Genomic DNA, 24,770 nt, shown 5'->3' with positions numbered 1-24,770 from the left:
GACAACCTACAAAAACCACCCGAGACAAACCATGAAAACCACACTTCGCCTTCTGACAGCCAGCCTTGGCCTTGCACTGGCAGCCACCACCACGGCCAGCGCCGACACCTGGCCTTCGAAACCGATCACCTTCATCGTGCCCACCGCACCCGCGGGCTCCACCGACATCATGGCGCGCATGGTCGGCGAGCCGCTGCAGCGCGCGCTGGGCCAACCCGTGGTCGTCGACAACCGGCCCGGCGCCAGCGGCAACATCGGCACCGAAGCCGTGGCGCGCGCCGCGCCGGACGGCTACACGCTGCTGATGCAGTACTCGGGCTACCACGTCGGCAACCCCTCGCTCTACCCGCAGCTCAAGTGGAGCCCGTCCAAGGACTTCGTGCCTGTGGCCATGGTGATGCGCGCGCCGCACGTGGTCGCCGTCAGCGGCAAGCTGCCGGTCAACTCGATGAAGGAACTGGTCGAGCACGGCAAGAAGAAAGAGGGCGGCCTCTTCTATGCCTCGTCGGGCAACGGATCGATCCAGCACATTGCGGGCGAGCTGCTTTCGCGACAGGCCAAGCAGCCGATGACCCACGTGCCCTACAAGGGCTCTGGACCGGCCATCAACGACCTGATTGCGGGCAACGTGGACATGTTCATCACCACGCCGCCCTCGGTCATCGGGCACATTGCGAGCGGGCGCATGAAGGCGCTGGCCTATACCGGCAGCAAGCGGCACTCGTCGATGCCCAATGTGCCGACTTCGGCGGAGGCGGGCTTGCCGGGCTACGAAGTGGAGTCGTGGTTCGCGGTGTTCGCACCGGCCAAGACGCCGCCCGAAGTGGTGGCAAAGCTCAGCGCCGAGATCAAGAAGATCGTCGAGAGCGAATCCTTCCGCAAGAAGGTGGACGAGCAGGGCGCCTTTGCCACCTACATGGATTCCGCCGCGCTGGGCAAATTCGTCGACCAGGAACTGGTGGCCTGGTCGAAGGTGATCAAGGCGGCGGACATCAAGCCCGAGTGAACGGGCCCCGGCCGCAACGCATTACGGCACTATGGCTTGACGCCGAGCACCGAGAGAATGATGGCTGCCAGCGTCAGCGTGACCGGCAGCCGGTGCGACGCCAAGGCTTGCGCCCGCGCAACCGACAGCTTCGACGAGAGAAGCAGGTTCTTTTCGGAATGAAGAGGTGTGGTCATATCGATACTCCTGAATGGTTGCGGGCGACTTGTCCGCATGCCTCAAAGATAGTCATCGCAAGGCACTGCGGCACAGGCCTTTGCGCGACACCGCGTTTCCGTTTTTGCAACGATCGGCGCGGAACCAGGTCAGGGTAGCTGCGAAGAATTAGCCGGCAATGAGCTTCTGCACCAGCTCCGCCGTCGTTGCCGCCGCGTACTTGCGCATCAGCCTCGCGCGGTGCAGCTCTACAGTGCGGTGGCTGATGCCCAGCGCCTTGCCAATCTCCTTCGACGTGAGCCCGCGCATCACCTGCGCGGCCACCTCGCGCTCGCGCGGCGTGAGCTCGGCTTTCACTGCGCGGCGCGAACCCAGGTCTTCGAAGGTCCAGATGCCGGCCTCGTGCGGCGCGGCGCGGTTCATCGCATGCCCGGTGACATGGCACCAGAAGGTTTCGCCGGCCATGGCGCCGTGCAGGCCGCCCAGGCGCTTCATCATGCGGTTGTCGGCATAGCGGCCGCTGGCATTCAGAAACGGCTCCATGCGCTTGCCGATGCGCTCGAACTCGGCCACGCTGGGGTACAGAATGCTGAACGAATGCCCGACCAATGCAGAGGGCGTTGCACCAAAAATCTCGCAAACCCGCTCGTTGCAGGCCACGATGGTGCGGTTGCGCGAAACCACCATGCCCACGGGGGCATGCTCGAAGGCCAGGCGGTAGTCGATCTCCTGCATCGGGGGTCACCATTACGAAATACTACGTATGCGACTACGTAGTATCGTTCAAGGCTCTTCAAAAGCTTTCGCCAACTCTCCACCCATCCATCAAGGAGCCCGAGTGAACAAGATTTATCCCTCCGCAGACGCGGCACTCAAGGGGGTCGTGGCCGACGGGCAGATGCTCGCGGTCGGCGGCTTCGGCCTGTGCGGCATTCCCGAGGCGCTGATCGATGCGCTCAAGGACACCGGCGTGCAGAACCTCACCGTCATTTCGAACAACGCGGGCGTCGACGGCTTCGGCCTTGGCAAGCTGCTCGAAACGAGGCAGATCAAGAAAATGATCGCGTCGTACGTGGGCGAGAACAAGGAGTTCGAGCGCCAGTACCTCGCGGGCGAGCTCGCGCTGGAGTTCACGCCCCAGGGCACACTGGCCGAAAAGCTGCGCGCGGGCGGCGCGGGCATTCCGGCCTTCTTCACCAAGACCGGTGTCGGCACGCAAGTGGCCGAGAGCAAGGAGCTGCGCGAGTTCGACGGCGAAACCTACGTGATGGAACGCTCGCTGGTGCCCGACGTGGCACTGGTCAAGGCCGACGTGGCCGACAAGTCGGGCAACCTGCGCTTTCGCCTCACGGCGCGCAACTTCAACCCCGCCGCCGCCATGGCCGGCAAGATCTGCATCGTCGAGGTCGAGAAGATCGTCGAAGTGGGCGAACTCGCGCCCGACGACATCCACCTGCCGGGCATCTACGTGCACCGCATCGTGCTGAACGCCAACCCCGAGAAGCGCATCGAGAAGCGCACGGTGACGGCAGCCGCTCCGGCAGACGCTGCGGCCGCCAAGGTCGAGGCGCAGGCCGCCATTGCCCAGGCCGCCGCCGGCAGCGAAGTGCCCGCCCCCGTCAAGAACACCAAAGGAGCCTGAGATGCCCTGGACCCAAGACCAAATGGCCGCGCGTGCGGCGCAAGAGCTCGAAGACGGCTTCTACGTGAACCTGGGCATCGGCATTCCCACGCTCGTGGCCAACTTTGTCGGTGACAAGGAAGTGTGGCTGCAAAGCGAGAACGGCATGCTCGGCATCGGCCCGTTCCCGACCGAAGACCAGGTCGACGCCGACCTGATCAACGCCGGCAAGCAGACCGTGACCACGCTGCCGGGCTCGGCCATTTTCGGCAGCCACGACAGCTTTGCGATGATCCGCGGCGGCAAGATCAACCTGTCGATCCTCGGCGCCATGCAGGTCAGCGTGAAGGGCGACCTCGCCAACTGGATGATCCCTGGCAAGATGGTGAAGGGCATGGGCGGCGCCATGGACCTGGTGGCCGGCGTGAAGCGCGTCATCGTGCTGATGGAGCACGTCGCCAAGAAGAAGGACGGCACCGAGGATTTCAAGATCCTCGAGCAGTGCACCTTGCCGCTCACCGGCGTGGGCGTGGTCGACCGCATCATCACCGACCTGGCCGTGATGGACGTGGTGCCCGAAGGCCTCAAGGTGGTCGAGCTCGCGCCGGGCGTGAGCTTCGATGCGCTGCAGGCGAAGACCGGGGCGCAACTGATCCAGTAGGCAACAGCAGCGCGTCGCGCTGCGCTTCGGCGGCTTCGCGCAGAAAGTTCCACACCGTCTGCATCCGCACGAGGTGCTTGGTTTCCGCCGGCATCGACATCCAGAAGGTGCGCGTGAAGTTCGCCTGGTCGCCGAGCACGGGGCGCAATGCGGCGTCCTGTTCGGCAATGAAGGCCGGCAGCACCGCAATGCCGGCTCCGGCCGCTACCGCCCGGTGCTGCGCCAGCACGCTGGTGCTGCGCAGCGCAAAGGCATCGGGCCGGTGCAGTTCGTCCAGGTACTGCAGTTCCTTGCTGAAGAGCAGGTCGTCCACGTAGCTGATGAAGGTGTGGCCGCGCAGGTCTTCGCGCGTTTTTATCGGCTTGTGCGCGGCCAGGTATTGCTTCGACGCGTAGAGCCGCAGCGTGTAGTCGGTGAGCTTGGTCACGACCACGGGCCCGCGTGCCGGCCGTTCGAGCGAAATCACGATGTCGGCCTCGCGTCGCGACAGGTGCACCAGCCGCGGCATGGCCAGCAGGTCGATGGTGAGCCGCGGGTGCTGCTGGGCGAACAGCGCGAGTTGCGGCGCCAGCACCACGGTGCCGAAACCCTCGGTGGCGCCTATGCGCACCAGGCCCGACAAGCCTTCCTGCGATGCCGGCGCGGTGCTTTCCACCGCCTGGAAGGCGCTTTCCATGGCCTCGACCTGTGGCTGCAGCTTGCGGCCCGCCTCGGTCAGCCGGTGGCCGCCCGCCTCGCGTGAGAAAAGCGGCGCACCCACTTCCTTCTCGAGCGCCTGAATGCGCCTGGCCACGGTGGTGTGGTCTACCTCGAGCCGGCGCGCCGCGCTCATCAGCGTGCCCGAGCGGGCCAGTTCCAGAAAGTAGCGAAGGTTGTCCCAGTCCATGTGCTCGCATTGCCTCGGTTGAGCTTTGCATTTTTGCAAAGCGATGGCGCATATTTGTCTATTGTCATGGCAAATCTGCAAAGCTAGGATGCGGCTTGAACCTGCCACGCAGGCCACCGTATTCACAGGAGACAAAGCCCATGGACGCCACCACCACCCCGAAGACAAAACCAGGTCGCCACCGTCAAGCTCTTGATCGGCGGCAAGTTCGTCGAGTCGAAGACCAGCGAATGGCGCGACATCGTCAACCCGGCCACGCAAGAGGTGCTCGCCCGCGTGCCCTTTGCCACGCAGGCCGAGCTCGATGCCGCAGTCGCCTCCGCCAAGGACGCCTTCAAGACCTGGCGCAAGACCCCCATCGGCGCGCGCGCCCGCATCTTCCTGAAGTACCAGCAGCTCATTCGCGAGAACATGAGCGAGCTGGCCGCGATTCTCACGGCCGAGCAGGGCAAGACGCTGCCCGACGCGGAGGGCGACGTGTTCCGCGGCCTCGAAGTGGTCGAACACGCATCGAACATCGGCAACCTGCAGCTCGGCGAGCTGGCCAACAACGTGGCCAACGGCGTCGACACCTACACGCTGCTGCAGCCGCTCGGTGTATGCGCCGGCATCACGCCGTTCAACTTCCCGGCCATGATCCCGCTGTGGATGTTCCCGATGGCCATCGTTACCGGCAACACCTTCGTGCTGAAGCCCTCCGAACAAGACCCGATGGTGACGATGCGCCTGTGCGAACTGGCGCTGGAAGCCGGCATTCCGCCCGGCGTGCTCAACGTGGTGCATGGCGGCGAGGCCGTGGTCAACGGCATCTGCGATCACAAGGACATCAAGGCGATCAGCTTCGTCGGCTCGACCAAGGTCGGCACGCACGTCTACAACCGCGCCACGCTGGCCGGCAAGCGCGTGCAATGCATGATGGGCGCGAAGAACCACGCCATCGTGATGCCCGACGCCAACAAGGAGCAAACGCTCAATGCACTGGCGGGTGCGAGCTTTGGCGCCGCGGGCCAGCGCTGCATGGCTGTGTCGGTGGCGGTGCTGGTGGGCGAGGCGCGCAACTGGGTGCCCGAGCTCATCGCAAAGGCCAAGACGCTGAAGATCGGCGCCGGCACCGAAAAGGGCGTGGACGTGGGGCCGCTGGTTTCCTGCGCAGCCTACGACCGCGTCAACAACCTCATCGAACGCGGTGTGGCCGACGGCGCCAAGCTGGAGCTCGATGGCCGCAAGCCCACCGTGACCGGCTACGAGAAGGGCAACTTCGTGGGGCCGACGATCTTCTCGGGCGTGAAGCCCGGCATGACCATCTATGACCAGGAGATCTTCGGACCGGTGCTGTGCGTGGCCGACGCCGAGAACATCGACGAAGCCATCGAGCTGATCAACAGCAACCCTAACGGCAACGGCACCGCCATCTTCACGCAGTCGGGTGCCGCGGCGCGTCGCTTCCAGGAAGACATCGACGTGGGCCAGGTCGGCATCAACGTGCCGATTCCGGTGCCTGTGCCGATGTTCTCTTTTACCGGTTCGCGCGCATCCAAGCTCGGCGACCTGGGCCCGTATGGCAAGCAGGTCATCATGTTCTACACGCAGACCAAGACCGTGACGGCACGCTGGTTCGACGACAGTACCGTCTCGCACGGCGTGAACACCACGATCAGCCTCAAATGAGGCGCGGCCTTCGCCTCGCGGTCTGGGGTGCGGCGGCGGCGCTCGCCTTGCTTGCGGGCGCCGCGCGGGCGGCCGCCGATGCCGGTCCGGACGACTGCAATCCCGACGGCAACCAGCAGCAGCTGAACGCCTGCGCCGCGCGCGATTTTCGTACGGCCGATGCCGCACTCAACATCCGCTACGGCGAGGTGATGAAGACCCTCTCGCCGCAGATGCGCGTAGCGTTGCGCACCGAGCAGCGCGCCTGGCTCAAGGGCCGTGACCCCGCCTGCAAACGCGCCTCGAAAGCGAACGAAGGCGGCTCCATCTGGCCGCTGGTGTTCAACTCATGTCTGGAGAAATCGACCCTGAAACGGACCGCCGAACTGGATCGCTGGAAGGACCGCGAACAATGAACTTCGAATTGTCCGAAGAGCAGAACGCCTTTGCGCAGAGCGCGCGCGATTTTGCACAGGCCGAGTTCGCGCCGCATGCCGCGCAATGGGACACGGAAGCCATCTTTCCGAAGGAGGCCATTGCCAAGGCCGGCGAGCTGGGCTTCTGCGGGCTTTACGCGCCCGAGCGCATCGGCGGCCTCGGCCTGCCGCGGCTTGATTCGGCGTTGGTGTTCGAGGAGATGGCCGCGGTCGACCCCTCGACCACGGCCTTCATCACCATCCACAACATGGCGACATGGATGCTCGGCACCTGGGCGACCGATGCGGTCGCGAAGCAGTGGGGCGAAGACTTGACGAGCGGGCGCAAGCTCGCTTCCTATTGCCTCACCGAGCCGGGCGCCGGGTCGGACGCGGGCTCGCTCAAGACGCGCGCCGAACTGCAGGGCACCGAATACCTCATCAACGGCGGCAAGGCCTTCATCTCCGGTGCGGGCGCGACCGACGTGCTGGTGCTCATGGCGCGCACGGGCGGCGGCGGCGCGGGCGGTATCTCGGCCTTTGCGGTGCCGGCCGATGCGCCGGGCGTGAGCTACGGCAAGAAAGAGCACAAGATGGGCTGGAACAGCCAGCCCACGCGCGCCATCAACTTCGACAACGTGCGCGTGCCCGCCGAGAACCTGCTGGGCAAGGAAGGCGAGGGCTTTCGCATTGCCATGAAGGGGCTGGACGGCGGGCGCATCAACATCGCGACCTGTTCGGTGGGTGCGGCGCAGGGCGCGCTCGATGCGGCGCGCCGCTATCTTCATGAACGCCAGCAGTTCGGCAAGCCGATCGCGAGCTTTCAGGCGCTGCAGTTCAAGCTGGCCGACATGGCGACCGAACTCGTTGCGGCGCGGCAGATGGTGCGGCTTGCCGCAAGCAAGCTCGATGCGGGCCATGCCGATGCGAGCACCTATTGCGCGATGGCCAAGCGCTTTGCGACCGATGCGGGCTTCAACGTGTGCAACGATGCGCTGCAGCTGCACGGCGGCTACGGCTACCTGAGCGAGTTTCCGCTCGAGCGGCTGGTGCGCGATACCCGCGTGCACCAGATCCTCGAAGGCACCAACGAAATCATGCGCGTGATCGTTGCGCGAAAATTGCTGGAAGGGGACAGCGATATCCGCTGACGCCCCGCCTCCAGAGCCTCTCAAGACAATGACCGACTCCGTAGTTCTTTTCGAAGAAATCAAGACCGCCGGCGGCCAGCGCTTCGGCGTTGCAACGCTCAACGCACCGGCTTCGCTCAACGCGCTTTCCGTGGACATGGTGCGCCTGCTCACGCCCAAGCTGCGCGAGTGGGCGAAGGACGACGGCATCGTCGGGGTGCTGATGCAGGCCGCCGGCGAGAAGGCCTTCTGCGCCGGCGGCGACCTGCGCCAGCTGTATCAAACGCTGCTCGAGTGCGGGCCCGCGCGCAACACCTATGCGGAAGACTTCTTCCGCGAAGAGTACGAGCTCGACTACCTGATCCACACCTTTCCCAAGCCGTTTCTCTGCTGGGGCCACGGCATCGTGATGGGCGGCGGCGTGGGGCTGATGTCAGGCTGCTCGCACCGCGTGGTTACCGCACAGAGCCGCATTGCCATGCCCGAGATCAGCATCGGCCTCTACCCTGATGTGGGCGGCAGCTGGTTCTTGCGGCGCACGCCGGGGCGCACGGGCTTGTTCCTGGCGCTTACCGCCGCCAACCTGAATGCGGCCGATGCCATCTTCTGCGGGCTGGCCGACGTGCTGGTGCCGCATGAGCACAAGGGCCAGGTGCTCGAGGCGATTGCCGCGACGCGCTGGCACGGCGAACAGAAGGCCGACCGCGCCGAGCTTTCGCGAATCCTCGCGCGGGCGGGCGAGGGCGCGCAAATGCCGCCATCCAAGGTGCGCGAGCACTACGACACCATCAACGCCTTGATGGCCGGCGACGACCTGCTCGACATTTCGAACCGCCTGCGCAACCTGCAAAGCGACGATGCATGGCTGCAGTCCGCTTCCAAGACCTTCATGAAGGGCGCGCCGAGTTCGGCCGCGCTGAGCTTCGAGCTGTGGCAGCGCGTGCACCGCATGTCGCTGGCCGAGGTGTTCCGGCTCGAATACTGGGCGTCGCTGGGCTTCTGCGCGCACAAGGACTTTGCCGAGGGCATCCGCGCGGTGCTGATCGACAAGGACCGCAACCCGCGCTGGAACCCCGCCACCATCGAAGAGATCACGCCCGAGTTCATTGAAGACCACCTGCGCCCGCGCGGCGAAATGCCGGCCGAGCTCGCTGCGCTGGTCTGACCCGCTTCTACAAAACAACGGAGACAAAAAATGAAGATTGCATTCATCGGCCTCGGCAACATGGGCGGCCCCATGGCCATGAACCTGAAGAAGGCGGGCCACGAGGTCAGGGCTTTCGACCTGTCGGCCGAGGCTTGCAAGAAGTACGCAGCCGAAGGCCTGGGCATTGCCTCTTCGGCTGCCGATTCGGTTGCCGGTGCCGAGGTGGTGATCAGCATGCTGCCGGCCAGCGCGCATGTGGAGGGCCTGTTTCTCGGCGGCGCCGGCAAGCCCGGCCTGCTCGAGAGCATCGCGGCCGGCACGCTCGTCATCGACAGCAGCACCATCGCGGCCGCCACATCGCGCAAGGTGGCCGAGGTAGCCGCTGCCAAGGGCATTGCCATGATCGATGCGCCGGTTTCCGGCGGCACCGGCGGCGCCATTGCCGGCACGCTCACCTTCATGGTCGGCGGTGAAGCAAAGGATCTGGAGCGCGCGCGCCCGGTGCTCGAGAAAATGGGCGCCAACATCTTTCACGCCGGCGCAGCAGGCGCGGGTCAGACCGCGAAGATCTGCAACAACATGCTGCTCGGCATCTTGATGATCGGCACCTCCGAAGCGCTGGCACTGGGCGTTGCCAACGGGCTCGACCCGAAGGTGCTGTCCGAAATCATGCGCCGCAGTTCCGGCGGCAACTGGGCGCTCGAGAAGTACAACCCCATGCCGGGCGTGATGGAAGCGGCACCCGCATCGAAGAACTACGCAGGCGGCTTCGGTACCGACCTGATGCTCAAGGACCTGGGCCTGGCGCAAGAAAACGCCACCGCCGTGCGTGCCGCGACGCCGCTGGGCGGGCTGGCGCGCAGCCTGTATGCGGCGCACAGCCTCGCGGGCCACGGTGCGCTCGATTTTTCGAGCGTGCTGAAGCTGGTGCAGAAGGCTTAGTAGCCCTTCTTTTCAGACGGCGGGCACGGCCGTAGCAGCGCGGCTTGTGCCCGTGCTCAGAGCAGCTCGATTCCGGGCAGGCTCTTGAAACAGCTCTCGCGCGTGATGCGCACGAAGTCCGCCAGCCATGGCTGGGCCGAGGTGCCCTGCGTGCAGGCCATGTACAGCCGGCCCGTGAGGCCCCTGGCGCCCACCCGCCGCGCCGTGACATAGCCGCGATCCAGGTAGTTCTGCACCGCCCAAAGCGGCAGCGTTGCAACGCCCCGGCCGCTTGCCACCAGCTGCAGCATCGCCACCGTGAGCTCGGTCGTGCGCCGGTGCGCCGGCTCCACGCCGGCAGGGGCCAGCACTTGGCGCACGATGTCGAGCATTTCGTCGGGCACGGGGTAGGTGATGAGCGTCTGGTCGGCAAAGTGGCGCGCGGTGAGATGCGGCTTGGCCGTCAGCGAATGGTCGTTGGCCAGCAGCGCGACGATCTCGAAGCGGAACAGCGCGTGGTAGTCCACCGTTTCATCGGGGTCCTGCTCGGAAACGATCGCTACCTCGGCCCGGTTCTGCATCACCAGCGCGATGGGGTCTGGGTGAAAGCCCGAGACGATGTCGAGCTCGATCTCGGGCCAGCGCTGGCGAAAGGCATCCATGGCCGGCATCAGCCAGTCGAAGCAGGTGTGGCACTCGACCACGATGCGCAGCTGCCCGCTGCGCCCGAGCGCAAGCCGCGCCACGTCGCGCTCCGCTTCTTCGACCAGCGGCAGCGCGGTATCGGCCAGCTGCAGCAGCCGCAGCCCGGTGGTGCTGAACTGCGGCGGCACCGACTTGCGCTCGAACAGCTGCGCGCCGTAGCGGTCTTCAAGCAGCTTGATCTGGTGCGACAGCGCCGACTGCGTGAGGTTGAGCAACTGCGCCGCGCGCACCAGGCTGCCGGTGTCGCGCAGCGCGACCAGCGTGCGCAGGTGCCGTATTTCCAGAATGGACTGCAACATGAATGAATTTCAAGTGAAAGGGCAAAACGTTTCGTTTGAATCATATGCCTCAAAGCCCGACCATTGCTGATTCTCAAGATCCAGCGACCGGAACACCTGCAAATGACCACCCGTACCCACACCCTCGGCTTTCCGCGCATGGGCGCCAACCGGGAACTGAAGTTCGCACTCGAAAAGCACTGGCGCGGCGAAATCGACCGCACCGCGCTCGAAGCGATCGGCGAACAGCTGCGCGCGCGCCATTGGCAGGCCCAGCGCGACGCGGGGCTCGACTACGTGACCGTCGGCGACTTTGCCTACTACGACCATGTGGCCAACCATATCCAGCTGCTCGGCTGCGAGCCGGCGCGTTTCGGCTTCAAGGGCGACGAGCCCGAACTCTCGCGTTACTTCAAGATGGCCCGCGGCGTCGAGGACGAAGCCGGCCATATGCACGATGCGGCTTGCGGCCACGGCTGCGAAGGTACGGCGGGCACCTTTGCCCTGGAGATGACCAAGTGGTTCGACACCAACTACCACTACCTCGTGCCCGAGTTCACCGCAGCCACCCAGTTCAAGCTGGCCTCGGCGCGGCTGTTCGACGAAGTGGCGCAGGCGCAGCAGGCCGGGCATGCGGTCAAGGCCGTGCTGCTCGGGCCGCTGAGTTTTCTGTACCTTGGCAAGGAGAAAGAGGCGGGCTTCGACCGCTTCTCGCTGCTCGATGCCTTGCTGCCCGTTTACGAGCAAGTGCTGAACCGCCTCAAGCAGCAAGGGGTGGAGTGGGTGCAGATCGACGAGCCCATCCTGGGCCTGGACCTGCCCGATGCCTGGCGCAACGCCTTTGAGCGTGCCTACTGGCAGCTGGCCCGCAGTGCACCCAAGCTGCTGCTGGCCACCTACTTTTCGCCGCTTTCGGACAACCTGCGCCTTGCCTGCCAGCTGCCGGTGGCCGGCCTGCACGTGGATGCCGTGCGCTCGCCGCAGGAGCTGACGGGCGTGGCCGACTGGCTCCCGGCGCACAAAGTGTTGTCGGTCGGCATCATCGATGGGCGCAACATCTGGCGCACCGACCCCGATGCCGCGCTTGCCACGCTGCGCCCGGTGGTCGACAAGAACCGTGGCGAACTCTGGATCGCGCCGTCGTGCTCGCTGCTGCATGTGCCGTTCAGCCTGGCTGCGGAAAACAAGCTCGATGCCGAATTGAAGTCGTGGCTCGCGTTTGCGGTCGAAAAGCTCGACGAACTTCGCGTGCTGCGTGCCGTGCTCGACGGCCGCGAAGGCGCCGTCGCTGAAGAGCTCGAGGCAGCGCGCGCCGCAGTGGCCGCGCGGCGCGGCAGCTCGCGCGTGCACCGCGCCGACGTGGCGCTGCGGCTGGCGCGCAGCGTGGCGGGCGACGACCAGCGCGCCTCAACCTTCACCAAGCGCCAGTCGGTGCAGCGTGCGCGCTTTGCGTTGCCCGCACTGCCGACCACCACCATCGGCTCGTTCCCTCAGACTTTGGAGATCCGCGCCGCGCGCGCCGCATTCAAGCGGGGCGAACTCGATGCGGCAGGCTACCGCGAGAAGATGCGCGCCGAAATCGCGCTGGCCGTGCGCAAGCAGGAGGCACTGGGTATCGACGTGCTGGTGCACGGGGAGGCCGAGCGCAACGACATGGTCGAGTACTTCGGCGAACAGCTCGACGGCTTTGCGTTTACCGCCAACGGCTGGGTGCAGTCGTATGGATCGCGCTGCGTGAAGCCGCCGGTCATCTTCGGCGACGTGGCACGCCCGGCGCCGATGACGGTCGAGTGGACCGCCTATGCGCAGAGCCTCACGCAACTGCCGATGAAGGGCATGCTGACGGGCCCCGTCACTATCCTGCAATGGTCGTTCGTGCGCGACGACCAGCCGCGCGCCACTACTTGCGAGCAGATTGCCTGGGCGATCCGCGACGAGGTGGTCGACCTCGAGGGTGCCGGCATCGGCATCATCCAGATCGACGAACCCGCGATCCGCGAAGGTTTGCCGCTGCGGCGTGCGGGCTGGCCCGCTTACCTGAAGTCGGCGACGCGCGCATTTCGCATCAGCGCCTCGGGCGTGCGGGACGAGACGCAGATCCACACTCACATGTGCTATTCGGAGTTCAACGACATCCTGCCCGAGATTGCCGCCATGGATGCGGACGTGATCACCATCGAGACCAGCCGCTCCGACATGGAACTGCTGCGGGGCTTCGGTGGGGAGAACAGTGCGGGCGGCTTCCGCTACCCCAACGAGATCGGCCCCGGCGTGTACGACATCCATTCGCCGCGGGTGCCCTCGGTGGACGAGATCGTGCGCCTGATGCGCAAGGCCGCCGGCGTGGTGCCGCCGGAGAACCTCTGGATCAACCCCGACTGCGGCCTGAAGACCCGCGGCTGGCCGGAGACCGAGGCGGCGCTGTCGAACATGGTGACGGCTGCGAAGCTGCTGCGCGAGGAACTGGCCGTCGGCTGAAGAAGCGCGGGCAGGACAGGGGAAGAGGGCGGCGGCGAGCGCCAATAATGGCGCCATGACCGCTTCTCCAGTCGTTGCCAAACGTTTCTCCTTCGCATCTTTTCTTTTGCTCCTGCTGTTGCTGGCGCCCGCATTGGCCCGTGCGCAAGACCGCGCCCAGGCCCTGCTGCAATTCGAAGGCGTACAGGCGCGCTACCAGGCGGCCTATGCGCCTGGCGCTGTGGCGCGCGATGCCCGCGAGTTGCTCGAGCCTGCCGATCAGGCCATCGCCGACAGCGCACTCAAGGCGCTCGATGCAGCAGCCGCGCGGTCTTTCGATGTAGCGGCATCCGTCGCCGCGATCCAGCAGGAAGTGGCGGCCGCTGGCAAGGGCGCGGCCGCGCCAGGCCCGCAGGTGCTGGCAGCGGTGGCCCGCTTCGCGCAACTGCGCGCCGATTACGCTGCGAAGGACCAGGCGGCGAAGTTCGAGTTCTTCAATCGCGAACGCGCGAAGCCGGCCGATCCTGCGCGCACCGAGCTTCTCGAGCGCATGGCCGTGGCCGACATGCGAGAGGTCGATTTTTCGAGCCAGCTGCTGCTGAGCTCCGTCGTCAAGCAATTGGCCCGCGGCAATGCCGGCCAGTTCACGTCGTTGCCTGACCGAACGCTCGACATGGCGGTGGACACGCTGTGGTCGCGCGGCGTCACGTCGCCGCGCCCGCGGAATCTGTTGACGGTGGCGCGCGAACTCGAAAAGCAGGTGACGCAGGCCTTGCTCGCGGCACTGCCCGATGCGGATGTGGCTGCCTTGCTGGCCTGGCGCAACGACCCGCAGGCTCCGGCCGAGCGCGAGGCGCTGCTGGGTGCTTACCGCGCCGAGGTCAAGGCGAGCGGCGCCGTGGCGATCCGGACGATGGTGCGCGGCTGGCCGCGTTCCTGACCGCAGCGCGCGCGGTGCCATATTTGTCGGGTGCCGCGGCATAGGGCATGAACCGGCTCTGGTTCTCGTCCACATCGAGCGGGCGGCCGACGAACGGAAAGGCGCGCTGCGGGCAGGCTTCGCGTTCGCACACCTTGCAGCCCGCACCAATGGGGGTGGGCACATCGGGGTCGCGCAGGTCCAGCCCCTTGGAATAGACGAGCCGCGTCGCGTGGCTGATGTCGCAGCCCAGGCCGATCGAAAAAGTCTTGTTGGGCGAGCCGTAGCCGCGGAACCCGTGCGAAACCGTGCGCGCAATCCAGAGGTAGGCCCGGCCGTCGGGCATGCGCGCCAGTTGGGTGAGCACGCGCCCGGGCTGAGCAAAGGCTTCGTACACGTTCCATAGCGGGCAGGTGCCGCCGGTCTTCGAAAAGTGGAAGTGCGTGGCCGATTGCCGCTTCGAGATGTTGCCCGCGCGGTCGACGCGAATCAGAAAGAAGGGCACGCCGCGCGCGTCGGGCCGCTGCAGCGAACTCAAGCGGTGGCAAATGGTCTCGAAGCCCACGCCGAAGCGCCTCGCCAGCTGGTCGATGTCGTAGCGCAGTTGCTCGGCCGCCTCGAGAAAGATCATGTAGGGCAGGAGCAGGGCGGCGGCAAAGTAGTTGGCCAGGCCTATGCGCGCGAGAGAGCGTGCGGTGTCGCTGGAGAGAGGCGCATCGGCCACGAGCTGGTCGATCAGGCCGCCCACTTCAAGGAACGCGAGCTGCGTTGCCAGCTGAAATGCATGCTGGCCCGGCTCGAGGTAGCGCGAGAGCCGCAGCACGCGCGTGGCCGGGTCGTAGCGGCGTTGCGCGCCGCTTTCGTCGTCATCCGCCGGAATCACCTGCACGCCATGCGCTTCGAGCAGCCGCTGCGCCAGCCGGTCGCCCGGGTTCCCTTCGCGCAGCCGCCACTGCGTGGAGAAGGCCTCGGCCGCGGCATCGAGCGGCGCTATGTGGTTCTGGTGTGCAAAGAAAAAGTCGCGCACCTCTTCGAAGGGCATGGGCCGCGCCTGCGGCATGCGCGCGAGGTCGCCGCGGCCGTCGCCCAGTTCGGCTGCCAGTGCTTCGAGCCGTTCGGTGGCGTCGCGGTGGCGCTGGTGCAGCGCCACCAGTGCGCGGCCCACGGCCGGCATTTGCGTGGCCACTTCGCGCAATTCGGCAAGCGCGACGGCATCGCCGCCGGGATTGTCGGCCAGCGCTTCGCGCAGGCTTGCGACCAGGCGCGCCTCTTCGTCTTCGGAGAAGGCCTGGATGTCGACGCCCAGCGTAGCGTGCAGGCGCAACAACACCGGCACCGTGAGCGGACGCTGGTTCTGCTCGATCTGGTTCAGGTAGCTTGGCGACAGGCCCAGCTGCTGCGCCAGCGCGAACTGGCTCAGGCCGCGCTCTTCGCGCAGGCTTCGCAGGCGCACGCCCATGAAGGTCTTCTTCATCGTCAATCCGTTCTTCGCAAGATTCGCAAAATGCATGCGAGGTCTTCGCAATCATTCGCCAATTCAGTCCTTCATTATGGGCACGATCTTGCGTAAATTGCGAATATGCAAAGCGCACGCGGCACAGTCCGACTGATCGAGGTGGTGTTCCCTGAACACACCAACCACTACGGCACGCTGTTTGGCGGGCAGGCCTTGCAGCTGCTGTCGAAGGCGGCGTTTCTTTCCGGCCGCGGCTTCGTGCGTGGCGACGTGGTGATGGCGCGCTGCGGCGAGGTGCTGTTCCATGCGCCCGTGCGGCTGGGCAGCACGCTGGTGCTCGACACGCACGTGTCGCGCGTGGGCCGCAGTTCGCTCACCGTGCGCGTGGCGGGCAGCGTGCAAGACGTGGTTACCGATGCGCTCACCCGTGTGCTCGACGGTGAATTCGAAATGGTGGCGGTCGATGCCGCCGGACGACCGGTGCGGCTGGCGAACCCGCCGCATTTTCATGAACAGACATTCGAGGAGACGGTATGACACTGATCGCAGAGAACGCGCCCGCCGCCGGCTTTAGGCCGAAGAAATCCGTCGCGCTTTCAGGCGTGACCGCGGGCAACACCGCCCTGTGCACCGTGGGGCGCACCGGCAACGACCTGCACTACCGCGGCTACGACATCCTCGACATTGCCGATGTCTGCGAGTTCGAGGAAATTGCGCACCTGCTGGTGCACGGCAAGCTGCCGACCGCCTCGGAGCTGCGCGCCTACAAGGGCCGGCTGAAGGCGATGCGCGGCCTGCCCGCGAGCGTGAAGGAAGCGCTGGAGCGCCTGCCCGCCAGCGCGCACCCGATGGACGTGATGCGCACCGGCGTTTCCGCGCTCGGCTGCGTGCTGCCCGAGAAAGACGACCACTCGCTGCCCGGCGCACGCGACATTGCCGACCGGCTGATGGCATCGCTCGGCTCGATGCTGCTCTACTGGTATCACTGGTCCACACAGGGCAAGCGCATCGAGGTGGAGACCGACGACGATTCGATCGGTGCTCACTTCCTGCACCTGCTGCACGGCCGCGCGCCTTCGGCAAGCTGGGAGCGTGCAATGCACACCTCGCTCAACCTGTATGCCGAGCATGAGTTCAACGCATCGACCTTCACTGCGCGCGTGGTGGCGGGCACGGGCTCCGACGTGTATTCGGCCATTACCGGTGCCATTGGCGCGCTGCGCGGGCCCAAGCACGGCGGCGCCAACGAAGCGGCCTTCGAGATCCAGAAGCGCTACGACACACCCGATGAGGCCGAGGCGGACATTCGCCGCCGCGTGGAAGCCAAGGAGGTCGTCATCGGCTTCGGCCACCCGGTCTACACCGTGTCGGACCCGCGCAATGCGGTGATCAAGCGCGTGGCCAGGCAGCTCTCGGACGAGGCCGGCTCCACGCGCATGTTCGACATTGCGGAGCGCATCGAAAGCGTGATGTGGAACGCCAAGAAGATGTTTCCCAACCTCGACTGGTTCAGCGCCGTGAGCTATCACATGCTCGGCGTGCCCACTGCCATGTTCACACCGCTCTTCGTGATTGCGCGCACCAGCGGTTGGGCCGCCCACATCATCGAGCAGCGGCAAGACAACAAGATCATCCGGCCCAGCGCCAATTACACCGGCCCAGAAGACCTGGCCTTCGTGCCGATCTCGGACCGGCGCTGAAGGCTTGCGCACAGCTCCGCACCGTTTACCGCAACAGAGAAGAACCATGTCCGCTCACATCAGCAACGTCCGCCCCGAACCCGACCAGGTGCTGGTCGACATCGTCGACTACGTACTCGACCACCAGCAGATCACCAGCGCGCTGGCGTACGAAACAGCGCGCCACTGCTTGATCGACACGCTCGGCTGCGGGCTCGAGGCGCTCGAGTACCCGGCCTGCACCAAGCTGCTCGGCCCGGTCGTGCCAGGCACGGTGGTGCCGCATGGCGCCAAGGTGCCCGGCACGCCATACCAACTCGATCCGATCCAGGCGGCCTTCAACATCGGCACGATGATCCGCTGGCTGGACTTCAACGACACCTGGCTGGCAGCGGAGTGGGGCCATCCGAGCGACAACCTCGGCGGCATTCTTGCCACGGCCGACTGGCTCAGCCGCAATGCGGTGGCTGCGGGGCGCAAGCCGCTCGTGATGCACGACGTGCTCACCGCAATGATCCAGGCGCACGAGATCCAGGGCTGCCTTGCGCTGGAGAACTCGTTCAACAAGGTGGGGCTCGATCACGTGGTGCTGGTAAAGGTAGCTTCGACGGCCGTGGTGGCGCGCTTGATGGGCCTCTCGCGAGACGAGATCGTCAACGCCGTGTCGCTGGCCTGGGTCGATGGGCAGAGCCTGCGCACCTATCGCCATGCGCCCAACACCGGCAGCCGCAAGAGCTGGGCCGCGGGTGATGCCACGAGCCGTGCGGTGCGCCTTGCGCTCATCGCCAAGACCGGAGAGATGGGCTACCCCAGCGTGCTCACAGCCAAGACCTGGGGCTTCTACGACGTGCTGTTCAAGGGCCAACCGTTCAAATTCCAGCGGCCGTATGCAAGCTATGTGATGGAGAACGTGCTGTTCAAGATCAGCTTTCCGGCCGAGTTCCACAGCCAGACGGCGGTGGAGGCGGCCATGGCGCTGCATGCGCAGCTGAAGCAGGCCGGCAAGACGGTGGAGGACATCGAGCGCGTGACCATCCGCACGCACGAGGCCTGCATTCGCATCATCGACAAGAAGGGGCCGCTCGCCAATCCTGCGGACCGCGACCATTGCATCCAGTACATGGTGGCAGTGCCGATGATCTTCGGCCGCCTCACGGCTGGCGACTACGAAGACAACGTGGCCAGTGACCCGCGCATCGATGCGCTGCGCGACAAGATCGTGTGCGTGGAAGACCCGCGCTTCACTACCGACTATCACGACCCCGAAAAGCGCAGCATTGCCAACGCGCTGACCGTGACCTTCAAGGACGGCACCGGCTTTTCGGAAGTGATCGTCGAATACCCCATCGGCCACAAGCGCCGCCGCGCGGACGGCATTCCGCTGCTCGAAGCCAAGTTCCGCACCAACCTGGCACGCCGCTTCGCGCACAAGCAGCCGCAGGCCATCCTCGATGTGTCGCTCGATGCGAAGAAGCTCGAAGCCATGCCGGTGCATGAGTATGTCGATCTGTATGCCGCCTAACCGATTGCCGCCTGATCCCATGCAAGCGAACACCGAATCCACCAAGAAGGTGCTGCGCCGCCTGGCCGAGGCGCGCCGCGGCGTGCTGGTGCCGGGGGCATTCAACGCGCTCTCCGCCCGCGTGATCGAAGACCTCGGCTTCGAGGCGATCTACGTCACGGGCGCCGGGGTCACCAACATGCACTTCGGCCTGCCCGACCAGGCCTTCATGGGCCTGCATGAGATAGCGGAGCACACGGCGCGCATTCGCGATGCGGTGAACCTGCCGCTGCTGGTCGATGCCGACACCGGCTTTGGCAATGCGCTGAACGTGCGGCATGCGGTGCGCGTTCTCGAGCGGGCAGGGGCCGACTGCATCCAGCTCGAAGACCAGGTCAGCCCCAAGCGCTGCGGCCACTTTGCGGGCAAGGCGGTCATCGACACGGCCGAGATGCTCGGCAAGATCAAGGCCGCGGCCGATGCGCGCACCGATGCCGACATGCTCATCATGGCCCGCACCGATGCGGCGGCCGTGCACGGCTTCGAGGCGGCCGTCGAACGTGCGCAGCTGTTCAGCGAGGCCGGTGCCGACATCCTTTTCGTGGAAGCCGTGACGCAAGCCGACGAAGTGCGCGCCTTGCCGCGGCGGCTGGGCAAGCCGCAACTGATGAACATGGTGATCGGCGGAAAGACGCCGACCTTCGGCGCCGAAGAACTGGGCGCGCTCGGCTATGGGCTGGTGCTGTACGCCAATGCCGCATTGCAGGGCGCGGTGGCTGGCATGCAACGTGCATTGACGGTTTTGCGTGATACTCGCCGCCTCGACGAAGACCCATCGCTCGTGGCTTCGTTTGCCGAGCGGCAGCGCCTGGTCGGAAAACCCGAGCTCGACCAGCTAGAGAAAAAATACGCAGGTTGAGCTAAATTTCTTAAACGAGTGTGCACTTTTGCCCTCTCGTCAGAAAGTTCCCCGTCATTGTTTCAGTTTCATGAACACTGCGATTCGATTGGCTAGGGTTTTCCCTTGTAATCGTGGTGCAAACTTCAGGGCATCCAAAGCCCAATCAAGAAGGAAATTGAAATGAAGACCTCGAACATCCTCGCCGCCGCCGCTCTCTCCCTGCTCGCCGCCGCTGGCGCCCACGCAGAAACGTACGAAGGCGTGCAGCCCCTGACCTCCGGTTACAGCCGCGCCGACGTGGCGCCCCAAGCCGCCGCCGCAGCCCGCCAAGGCAACGTGTACAGCGATGCCGCTTCGGCAACTGTGGCTCCCGTGCTGGCTGCTTCGACCGACCGCGCCGCAGTTCGCAACGAAGCCGTTGCCGCCGCTCACGCACCGGGCCAGAACCTGCGCCGCGAAGCCTTCGCAGGCAGCGTGGTTCCCTCGCAAGCACGCAGCTTCACGCGCCAAGCCGGCCTGTAAATCACGCCAGGCACGGAACAGCGGCACACGCCGCTTGCTCCCCAAAAAGCCGGACGATGCCTAGCGCACCGTCCGGCTTTTTGCTTTTGGCCGTGAACGGCATGGGTAGTCCGCAGGGTAGTCCGAACGGCCAGGGCGGGGCAAACACATGTGCCGCCGGCGGCTGCCAGTTCTAGGATGGCCGTTCCATCCCCTACGAAGGAGCTGCCATGCCTCTCTACCTGATCGAACGCACCTTTGCCGATCAACTCGAGGTCTCGCCCGAGGGGGCGGCCAGCATCATGCGCATCAACGACGATGTCGGGGTTCGTTGGCTCTACTCGTTTTTGAGCGCGGACAAGAAGAAGACCTACTGCCTGTACGAGGCGCCCAGCGCCGAGATGATCCGCGAGGCGGCGCAGCGCAACGGGCTGCCCGCCGACGTGGTGATCGAGGTCGACGAATTGCGTCCGCCGGCCGTGCAGGGCCAGGCCGTTGCGGCCTGAACCCTGGGCCTACTTCGACCGCGGGTCGTCCGCCGGATTGACGTAGGTCACGCCCCAAGGGCCGGTGCCGTGAAGCTGCACCACCGTTTCCTCCTGCGTCCATGCAAAGTGGGGCGTCTTGGCCTGAAGGATCATCATGCCGCCGGCGGTCACGGGCATCGACTTCTGCATGTCGAGCTTGTCGCCCAGGCCCATGTGGAAGGTGCCCGAGAGCACGGTCACCCGCTCGACAGCCGGATGCCAGTGCGACGGAATCCGGTAGTTGGCCGGCACCCTGATGCGCACCGTGAAGGGCACGGCTTCGCTCATCGGCCCTTCGAGCACGGCGAGCTTTGCGCCCGGCGGCAGCGAGGGAACGTCGGCCCATTTCAGGTCGGCCGGTGAAATCATCCGGTGGTCGGGTGTCTGGGCCCAGCTCGTCGCAATGGCGGCAAGCAGCGTGGCACCGATGGCCCAGGCGGCAAATGGTTGGCGTGTCATGGTCTTTTCCTTCTCGTGTGACCGGCGAAAGCGCCGCCGGGGCGCGGACGTGGAGCGCGGCCTTGCCTACAGCCGCACCACATCGCCCTTGAGTGAATAAAGAATGGCGACCACTTCGTTCTTCTCGGCCTGGTCGTAGCCGTTCTTCGCCATCGCTTCGAGGATGTCGTCGATGGCGGCGACCAGCTCCTGCTCGTTGATGTTCATGCCCTTGTGCGCGGTCACCAGGTCCTTGCCGGTGTAGCACTGCGGGCCGCCGCTGCCGGCGCAGAGAAACTCGAACACGTGGCGCTCGACCTCGGGGCGGTTGCTATTGGCGAAGCGGGCGCGAATGAGCGGGTTGCTGTAGTGGTTCTCGACCACGTCGGTGACGAGCCGCTGGATGCGCTCCTCACCGCCGAGCCGTTCGTACAGGGTTGCGGGCATACGAAACACTCCTTCCGGTTGTCGACCCGGCGGCGCCGGGCCTGGAACAGACCATAGGACGGGCCGGGCGTGCACGCATCGCCCGAATTGACCATTTGCGGTGCGCGCGGCTACTGGCCGGCAGGTGCCGCGGAGCCTGCGGACGCCACGCGATGGCGGTGCGCCCAGGCCGCGGCTTCGGTGCGGCTGCGGCAGTCGGTCTTCGAAAGAATGTGCCGCACGTGGTGCGCCACCGTGTGCGGGCTGATGAACAGGCGCTCGGCGATGGCCTGGTTGGTGTGGCCGGCGCTGAGCAGCCGCAGCACGTCGACCTCGCGCCGGCTCAGGCCCTCGGGTGCGGCGGGCGATGCATCGGCGCCGCCTTCGAACTCCCGCTGCAGCGCCTCGCAGCGGCGGGCGAGGCCGGCCATGCCGAGTTCGCGGGCTATCGCCAGCGCCGCGTCGAGCTGCGATGTGGCGGCGGCCATGTCGCCGCCGTTGCCGCTGCGCCGGCCCAGCCACCGCGCCCATTCAAAGCGGCTGTGCGCCAGCCACGGCCGGCTGCCGCCTTGCTCGTCCAGCGCGGCGGCGGCCGCGAAATACGCCGCGGCGTTTGGGTCATCGCCCATCATGGCGGCCAGCATGCCGCGGTAGCGGTCCACCGCGCCGAAGCAGGCAATGTTGGTGCCGGTGACCACGTTGCGCCCCGCATAAGGTGCGAGTAACCGGTAGAGCGTTGCCGCGCGCGGCAGGTCGCCAAGCCGTGCGCAGACCTCGGCGGCAAAGACGATGTTGGTGAGCCACATGCCGTCGCGCGCAATACCGGCAAAGCCGTCGCCCGCGAGTGTTTCGTAAGCCTCGCGAGCGGGCTCGTGAAGATCGAGTTCGGTGCAGATCAGCGCGAGGCCGGGCTGCCACAGGCTGCTGCGCGGCACGCTGCCCACCAGCCCGCGCAGCATCGGCAGCACCTCGCCAAGCCGGCCCTGCTGGCGCCGCAGCACAAAGATCTGCAGGCTGTAGGCACCTTGCGCATTGCCCGCGAGAAAGCGCTGCCCGAGCGTGAAGGTCTCGCCGGCCAGCCGCTCGGAATCCGCGAAGCGGCCTTCGTACGCGGCAAGCAGGGTGAGGCTGGCCAGCCCCATCGCCTGCATGAAGGGCTGGCGGATCGCGTCGGCCACCCGCGCGTGCACCTGCGCCAGCGAGCGCGCCGCGTCGAGCGAGCCCTTTTCGACCAGGTCGCCGAAATACCAACCGGTGAGCGCATCCACCCATTCGAGATGGCCCGCGCGTTCGGCCACTTCGAGGGCCTCGCATGCGCAGCGCAGGCGCTCGTCGAGCTGCTCGGGGTAGCCGCGCGCCGGCAGGATTGCGGCCAATGCCTTGAAGAGCGGCTGCGGCATGGCCAGTTCGCGCGCCAGCGCCACGGCACTGCGCTGCGCCGCGTTGGCTTGCTCCTGCCGGCCGCAGAAGATGCAGGCGCGGCACAGCGCGGCAAGCAGGTCGACGCGCAGCGCGGCGTCGAAGCGATCGCTCGTCGCCAGCGCCTCTTCGAGCAGGGCGGCCGCCTCTTCGCCGGGGCGGCTGATGCGCCAGCCGTTGTTCTCGAAGCCGAGGGCCGCCCGCGCGAACATCTCGGCGTCGCCAACGGAGCGCGCCAGCGTGGCGGCCTCCATGAAGGTGGCGGCGCCGGCGTCGTTCTCGCCGGCGTGCATCTGCACCGCACCAAGCGCCAGCAGCAGTGCGCCATGCCGCGCGCGCTCTGCTGGCAACCAGCGCTCCTGCAACTGCAGCGCGAGCCGGTAGCAGCGCAACGCCTCCTCGTACGCCATCACAGCAACGGCCTGCGCTGCGGCGCGCTGGGCGATGTCCAGCGCACGTGCGGGGCTGCCCACGGGCAATGCCGCGGCGGCATGGTAGGCCAGGGGTGCCAGCGCCGCGTCCGGATCGCCGGCGTCGCGCGCCTGGAGCGACTCGGCAATGCGTCCGTGCAGCGCGACGCGGCGCGTTGCGGGCAGTTCGTCGTAAAGCACTTCGCGGATCAGCACGTGGCTGAACTGGTACTGCGCGCCGGAAGGCGACACCTCGACGATGCGGTGCGCCAGCGCTTCGTCGAGCCTGCCCAGCAATTCGGCCTCACCGCTGCTGCCGGCCAGATCGGCCAGCAGCGGCAGGTCGAAGTCGCGGCCGATGCAGGCGGCGATCGAAAGCAGGTCGCAGCAGGGCGCCGAGAGCTGGTTGAGCCGCCGGCCGATCACCGCGCGAATGCCGCCCGGCACGGTTTCGACCTGCACCGCCGCGGCGTGCGGGTCGGTTCCGCAGGAGCCCTGCAAAAAGCGCAGCGTCTCCACCAGGTACAGCGGGTTGCCCTCGGTGCGGCGGTGCATGGTTGCAATGACCGCGGGCGGCGGCGTCACGGCGCTTGCCGCAGCCACCATCCGCTCGGCTTCTTCCAGGCTCAGGCCCTGCAGCGGCAGGCGGCTGAACTGCCGGGTGTTCAGCAGCTCCGCCAGCGTGGCGGCCAAGGGATGCTGACGCGACACATCCATTTCGCGGCAGGAGCCGAGCAGCACGATGCGGCTTTCGGCGAGTTCCTGCGCGATGAAGGCCAGGAGCCGCAGCGACGAGGCATCGGCCCAGTGCAGGTTGTCCAGAATCAGCAGCAGCGGGCGCACGGTGGCCACCTGGCGCCAGAAATGCGCGACCGCGGCAAACAGCCGAAAGCGCGCCTGGTCGCCTTCGCCGATGGCCGGCACCGCGGTGCCGGGCGGCAGCCGCTCGGCGAGTTCGGGTGCAATCTCGGCCGCCGCGGCGGCATCGCGTCCGAGCAGCGCCGGCAGGCGCTCGTCGCGGCAGGCCCGAAGGCAAGCCTGCATTGCGCGCGTCCAGGGCAGGAAGGGCGGCGCGCCCGGTTCCTCGAGGCAGCGGCCCCACAGGGTCAGCATGCCGCGCCGTACGGCCAGCGTTGCCGCTTCCTGCGCGAGCCGGGTCTTGCCGATGCCGGCCTCGCCGCTGAGCATGACCACGCGCCCGCGCCCGGCCAATGCGCCGCCGAGCGCGTCGTGCAGCAGCTGCAGCTCGCCGCGGCGTCCGACGAAGGGCTCCGTCGCGCCGGCTGCCGCGGGGCTCGCCACCGGCGCCGCGCCGCAGGCCGGGCATGGCGCGTCGGCATGCAGGCAAACGCGCCCGCAGCGGTGACAAGCAATCCGGTTCAGCGTGGCCATGCCGCTCCTTGTGCTTTTTCCGGCCATGGGCCGGTATGGGCGAGTCTGCGCGCGGCGAGCGCCGGTAGAACTTGGGACTTACGCCAAACCGCAAGGAAAGCCGGCTGTCGGTGCAAGGGCAGGGCTCTGCTTCGACCCCGAAAACGCCCGGTTACCACCTGCCGCGTTAC

General features: G+C 66.5%; 24 protein-coding genes. 16 read left to right on the top strand and 8 right to left on the bottom strand.

The window, feature by feature from the left end; genetic code table 11:
• The first annotated feature begins 31 nt into the window (after positions 1–31).
• Entirely contained in the window at positions 32–1,006 is a 975-nt protein-coding gene (locus M0765_RS27220) for a Bug family tripartite tricarboxylate transporter substrate binding protein (protein ID WP_258507465.1), read from the top strand.
• 29 nt (positions 1,007–1,035) lie between these two features.
• Here M0765_RS27220 and M0765_RS27215 read toward each other — a convergent pair whose 3' ends face one another.
• A complete protein-coding gene (locus M0765_RS27215; RefSeq protein ID WP_165442094.1) occupies positions 1,036–1,182 on the bottom strand; it encodes a hypothetical protein in 147 nt (48 codons plus the stop codon).
• Positions 1,183–1,330: 148 nt separating this feature from the next.
• Entirely contained in the window at positions 1,331–1,897 is a 567-nt protein-coding gene (locus tag M0765_RS27210) for a LuxR C-terminal-related transcriptional regulator (RefSeq protein WP_258507463.1), read from the bottom strand.
• 103 nt (positions 1,898–2,000) lie between these two features.
• Between M0765_RS27210 and M0765_RS27205 the strand changes: the two genes are divergently transcribed.
• Positions 2,001–2,804, top strand: a complete 804-nt coding sequence (locus M0765_RS27205; protein ID WP_258507461.1) for a CoA transferase subunit A — start codon at positions 2,001–2,003, stop codon at positions 2,802–2,804.
• A 1-nt stretch (position 2,805) separates the two neighbouring features.
• Positions 2,806–3,444: a 3-oxoacid CoA-transferase subunit B gene (locus M0765_RS27200; RefSeq protein WP_126746825.1), complete on the top strand. Its 639-nt coding sequence runs from the start codon at positions 2,806–2,808 to the stop codon at positions 3,442–3,444.
• Here M0765_RS27200 and M0765_RS27195 read toward each other — a convergent pair.
• Positions 3,368–4,330, bottom strand: a complete 963-nt coding sequence (locus tag M0765_RS27195; RefSeq protein ID WP_258507459.1) for a LysR substrate-binding domain-containing protein — start codon at positions 4,328–4,330, stop codon at positions 3,368–3,370. The genes M0765_RS27200 and M0765_RS27195 overlap by 77 nt on opposite strands.
• A 120-nt stretch (positions 4,331–4,450) precedes the next feature.
• Between M0765_RS27195 and M0765_RS27190 the strand changes: the two genes are divergently transcribed.
• The 5 genes from M0765_RS27190 to mmsB are packed head-to-tail and all read left to right on the top strand — an operon-like array spanning position 4,451 to position 9,612.
• A complete protein-coding gene (locus tag M0765_RS27190; RefSeq protein WP_446751615.1) occupies positions 4,451–5,998 on the top strand; it encodes a CoA-acylating methylmalonate-semialdehyde dehydrogenase in 1,548 nt (515 codons plus the stop codon).
• 47 nt (positions 5,999–6,045) lie between these two features.
• Positions 6,046–6,393, top strand: a complete 348-nt coding sequence (locus tag M0765_RS27185) for a lysozyme inhibitor LprI family protein (RefSeq protein WP_258507455.1) — start codon at positions 6,046–6,048, stop codon at positions 6,391–6,393.
• Positions 6,390–7,544 (top strand): acyl-CoA dehydrogenase family protein, encoded by a 1,155-nt coding sequence (locus M0765_RS27180; protein ID WP_258507454.1) that lies wholly within the window; start codon positions 6,390–6,392, stop codon positions 7,542–7,544. Before M0765_RS27185 ends, M0765_RS27180 begins: the two co-directional genes overlap by 4 nt.
• Before the next feature lie 28 nt (positions 7,545–7,572).
• The gene (locus tag M0765_RS27175) at positions 7,573–8,688 is read left to right on the top strand and encodes an enoyl-CoA hydratase/isomerase family protein (protein WP_258507452.1); all 1,116 of its coding nucleotides are present in this window, start codon (positions 7,573–7,575) and stop codon (positions 8,686–8,688) included.
• Positions 8,689–8,718: 30 nt separating this feature from the next.
• The gene (gene mmsB, locus M0765_RS27170) at positions 8,719–9,612 is read left to right on the top strand and encodes a 3-hydroxyisobutyrate dehydrogenase (protein WP_258507450.1); all 894 of its coding nucleotides are present in this window, start codon (positions 8,719–8,721) and stop codon (positions 9,610–9,612) included.
• 56 nt (positions 9,613–9,668) lie between these two features.
• Here mmsB and M0765_RS27165 read toward each other — a convergent pair whose 3' ends face one another.
• Positions 9,669–10,595 (bottom strand): LysR family transcriptional regulator, encoded by a 927-nt coding sequence (locus M0765_RS27165; protein ID WP_258507448.1) that lies wholly within the window; start codon positions 10,593–10,595, stop codon positions 9,669–9,671.
• A 102-nt stretch (positions 10,596–10,697) separates the two neighbouring features.
• Here M0765_RS27165 and metE point away from each other — a divergent pair, with 102 nt between their 5' ends.
• Together metE and M0765_RS27155 are read left to right on the top strand one after the other, a co-directional pair.
• The gene (gene metE / locus M0765_RS27160) at positions 10,698–13,052 is read left to right on the top strand and encodes a 5-methyltetrahydropteroyltriglutamate--homocysteine S-methyltransferase (protein ID WP_258507447.1); all 2,355 of its coding nucleotides are present in this window, start codon (positions 10,698–10,700) and stop codon (positions 13,050–13,052) included.
• Between the two features lie 55 nt (positions 13,053–13,107).
• Positions 13,108–13,971 (top strand): hypothetical protein, encoded by an 864-nt coding sequence (locus M0765_RS27155; protein WP_258507445.1) that lies wholly within the window; start codon positions 13,108–13,110, stop codon positions 13,969–13,971.
• Here the strand turns inward: M0765_RS27155 and M0765_RS27150 are convergent.
• Positions 13,913–15,424: a short-chain fatty acyl-CoA regulator family protein gene (locus M0765_RS27150; protein ID WP_258507443.1), complete on the bottom strand. Its 1,512-nt coding sequence runs from the start codon at positions 15,422–15,424 to the stop codon at positions 13,913–13,915. The two genes, M0765_RS27155 and M0765_RS27150, sit on opposite strands and share 59 nt — an antisense overlap.
• Before the next feature lie 105 nt (positions 15,425–15,529).
• Here M0765_RS27150 and M0765_RS27145 point away from each other — a divergent pair, with 105 nt between their 5' ends.
• From M0765_RS27145 to M0765_RS27120, 6 genes are all read left to right on the top strand, one after another.
• Positions 15,530–15,943, top strand: coding sequence for an acyl-CoA thioesterase (locus tag M0765_RS27145; protein ID WP_258507442.1), 414 nt, complete (start codon positions 15,530–15,532; stop codon positions 15,941–15,943).
• On the top strand, positions 15,940–17,106 hold the full coding sequence (prpC, locus tag M0765_RS27140; protein ID WP_258507441.1) for a bifunctional 2-methylcitrate synthase/citrate synthase: 1,167 nt from the start codon (positions 15,940–15,942) through the stop codon (positions 17,104–17,106). Before M0765_RS27145 ends, prpC begins: the two co-directional genes overlap by 4 nt.
• Before the next feature lie 46 nt (positions 17,107–17,152).
• Positions 17,153–18,607, top strand: a complete 1,455-nt coding sequence (locus M0765_RS27135; RefSeq protein ID WP_258507440.1) for a bifunctional 2-methylcitrate dehydratase/aconitate hydratase — start codon at positions 17,153–17,155, stop codon at positions 18,605–18,607.
• A gap of 19 nt (positions 18,608–18,626) precedes the next feature.
• Positions 18,627–19,505: an isocitrate lyase/PEP mutase family protein gene (locus M0765_RS27130; protein ID WP_258507439.1), complete on the top strand. Its 879-nt coding sequence runs from the start codon at positions 18,627–18,629 to the stop codon at positions 19,503–19,505.
• Positions 19,506–19,667: 162 nt separating this feature from the next.
• Positions 19,668–20,009, top strand: coding sequence for an alpha/beta hydrolase (locus M0765_RS27125; RefSeq protein WP_258507438.1), 342 nt, complete (start codon positions 19,668–19,670; stop codon positions 20,007–20,009).
• 209 nt (positions 20,010–20,218) lie between these two features.
• Positions 20,219–20,494, top strand: coding sequence for a DUF4242 domain-containing protein (locus M0765_RS27120; RefSeq protein WP_258507437.1), 276 nt, complete (start codon positions 20,219–20,221; stop codon positions 20,492–20,494).
• Positions 20,495–20,503: 9 nt separating this feature from the next.
• Here the strand turns inward: M0765_RS27120 and M0765_RS27115 are convergent, their stop codons facing one another.
• The 3 genes from M0765_RS27115 to M0765_RS27105 form a co-directional block, all read right to left on the bottom strand.
• Positions 20,504–20,974: a cupin domain-containing protein gene (locus M0765_RS27115; protein ID WP_258507430.1), complete on the bottom strand. Its 471-nt coding sequence runs from the start codon at positions 20,972–20,974 to the stop codon at positions 20,504–20,506.
• Between the two features lie 66 nt (positions 20,975–21,040).
• Complete coding sequence (locus M0765_RS27110; protein ID WP_258507429.1) at positions 21,041–21,400, bottom strand: group I truncated hemoglobin; 360 nt, start codon at positions 21,398–21,400, stop codon at positions 21,041–21,043.
• A 110-nt stretch (positions 21,401–21,510) separates the two neighbouring features.
• Entirely contained in the window at positions 21,511–24,600 is a 3,090-nt protein-coding gene (locus M0765_RS27105) for a helix-turn-helix transcriptional regulator (protein WP_258507427.1), read from the bottom strand.
• Between the last annotated feature and the right edge of the window lie 170 nt (positions 24,601–24,770).

The sequence above is a fragment of the Variovorax sp. S12S4 genome, from assembly GCF_023195515.1.
Classification (GTDB): Bacteria; Pseudomonadota; Gammaproteobacteria; order Burkholderiales; family Burkholderiaceae_C; genus Variovorax.
The sequence above is the reverse complement of the archived record's forward strand: the minus strand, read 5'-3'. Positions and strand labels throughout refer to the sequence as shown.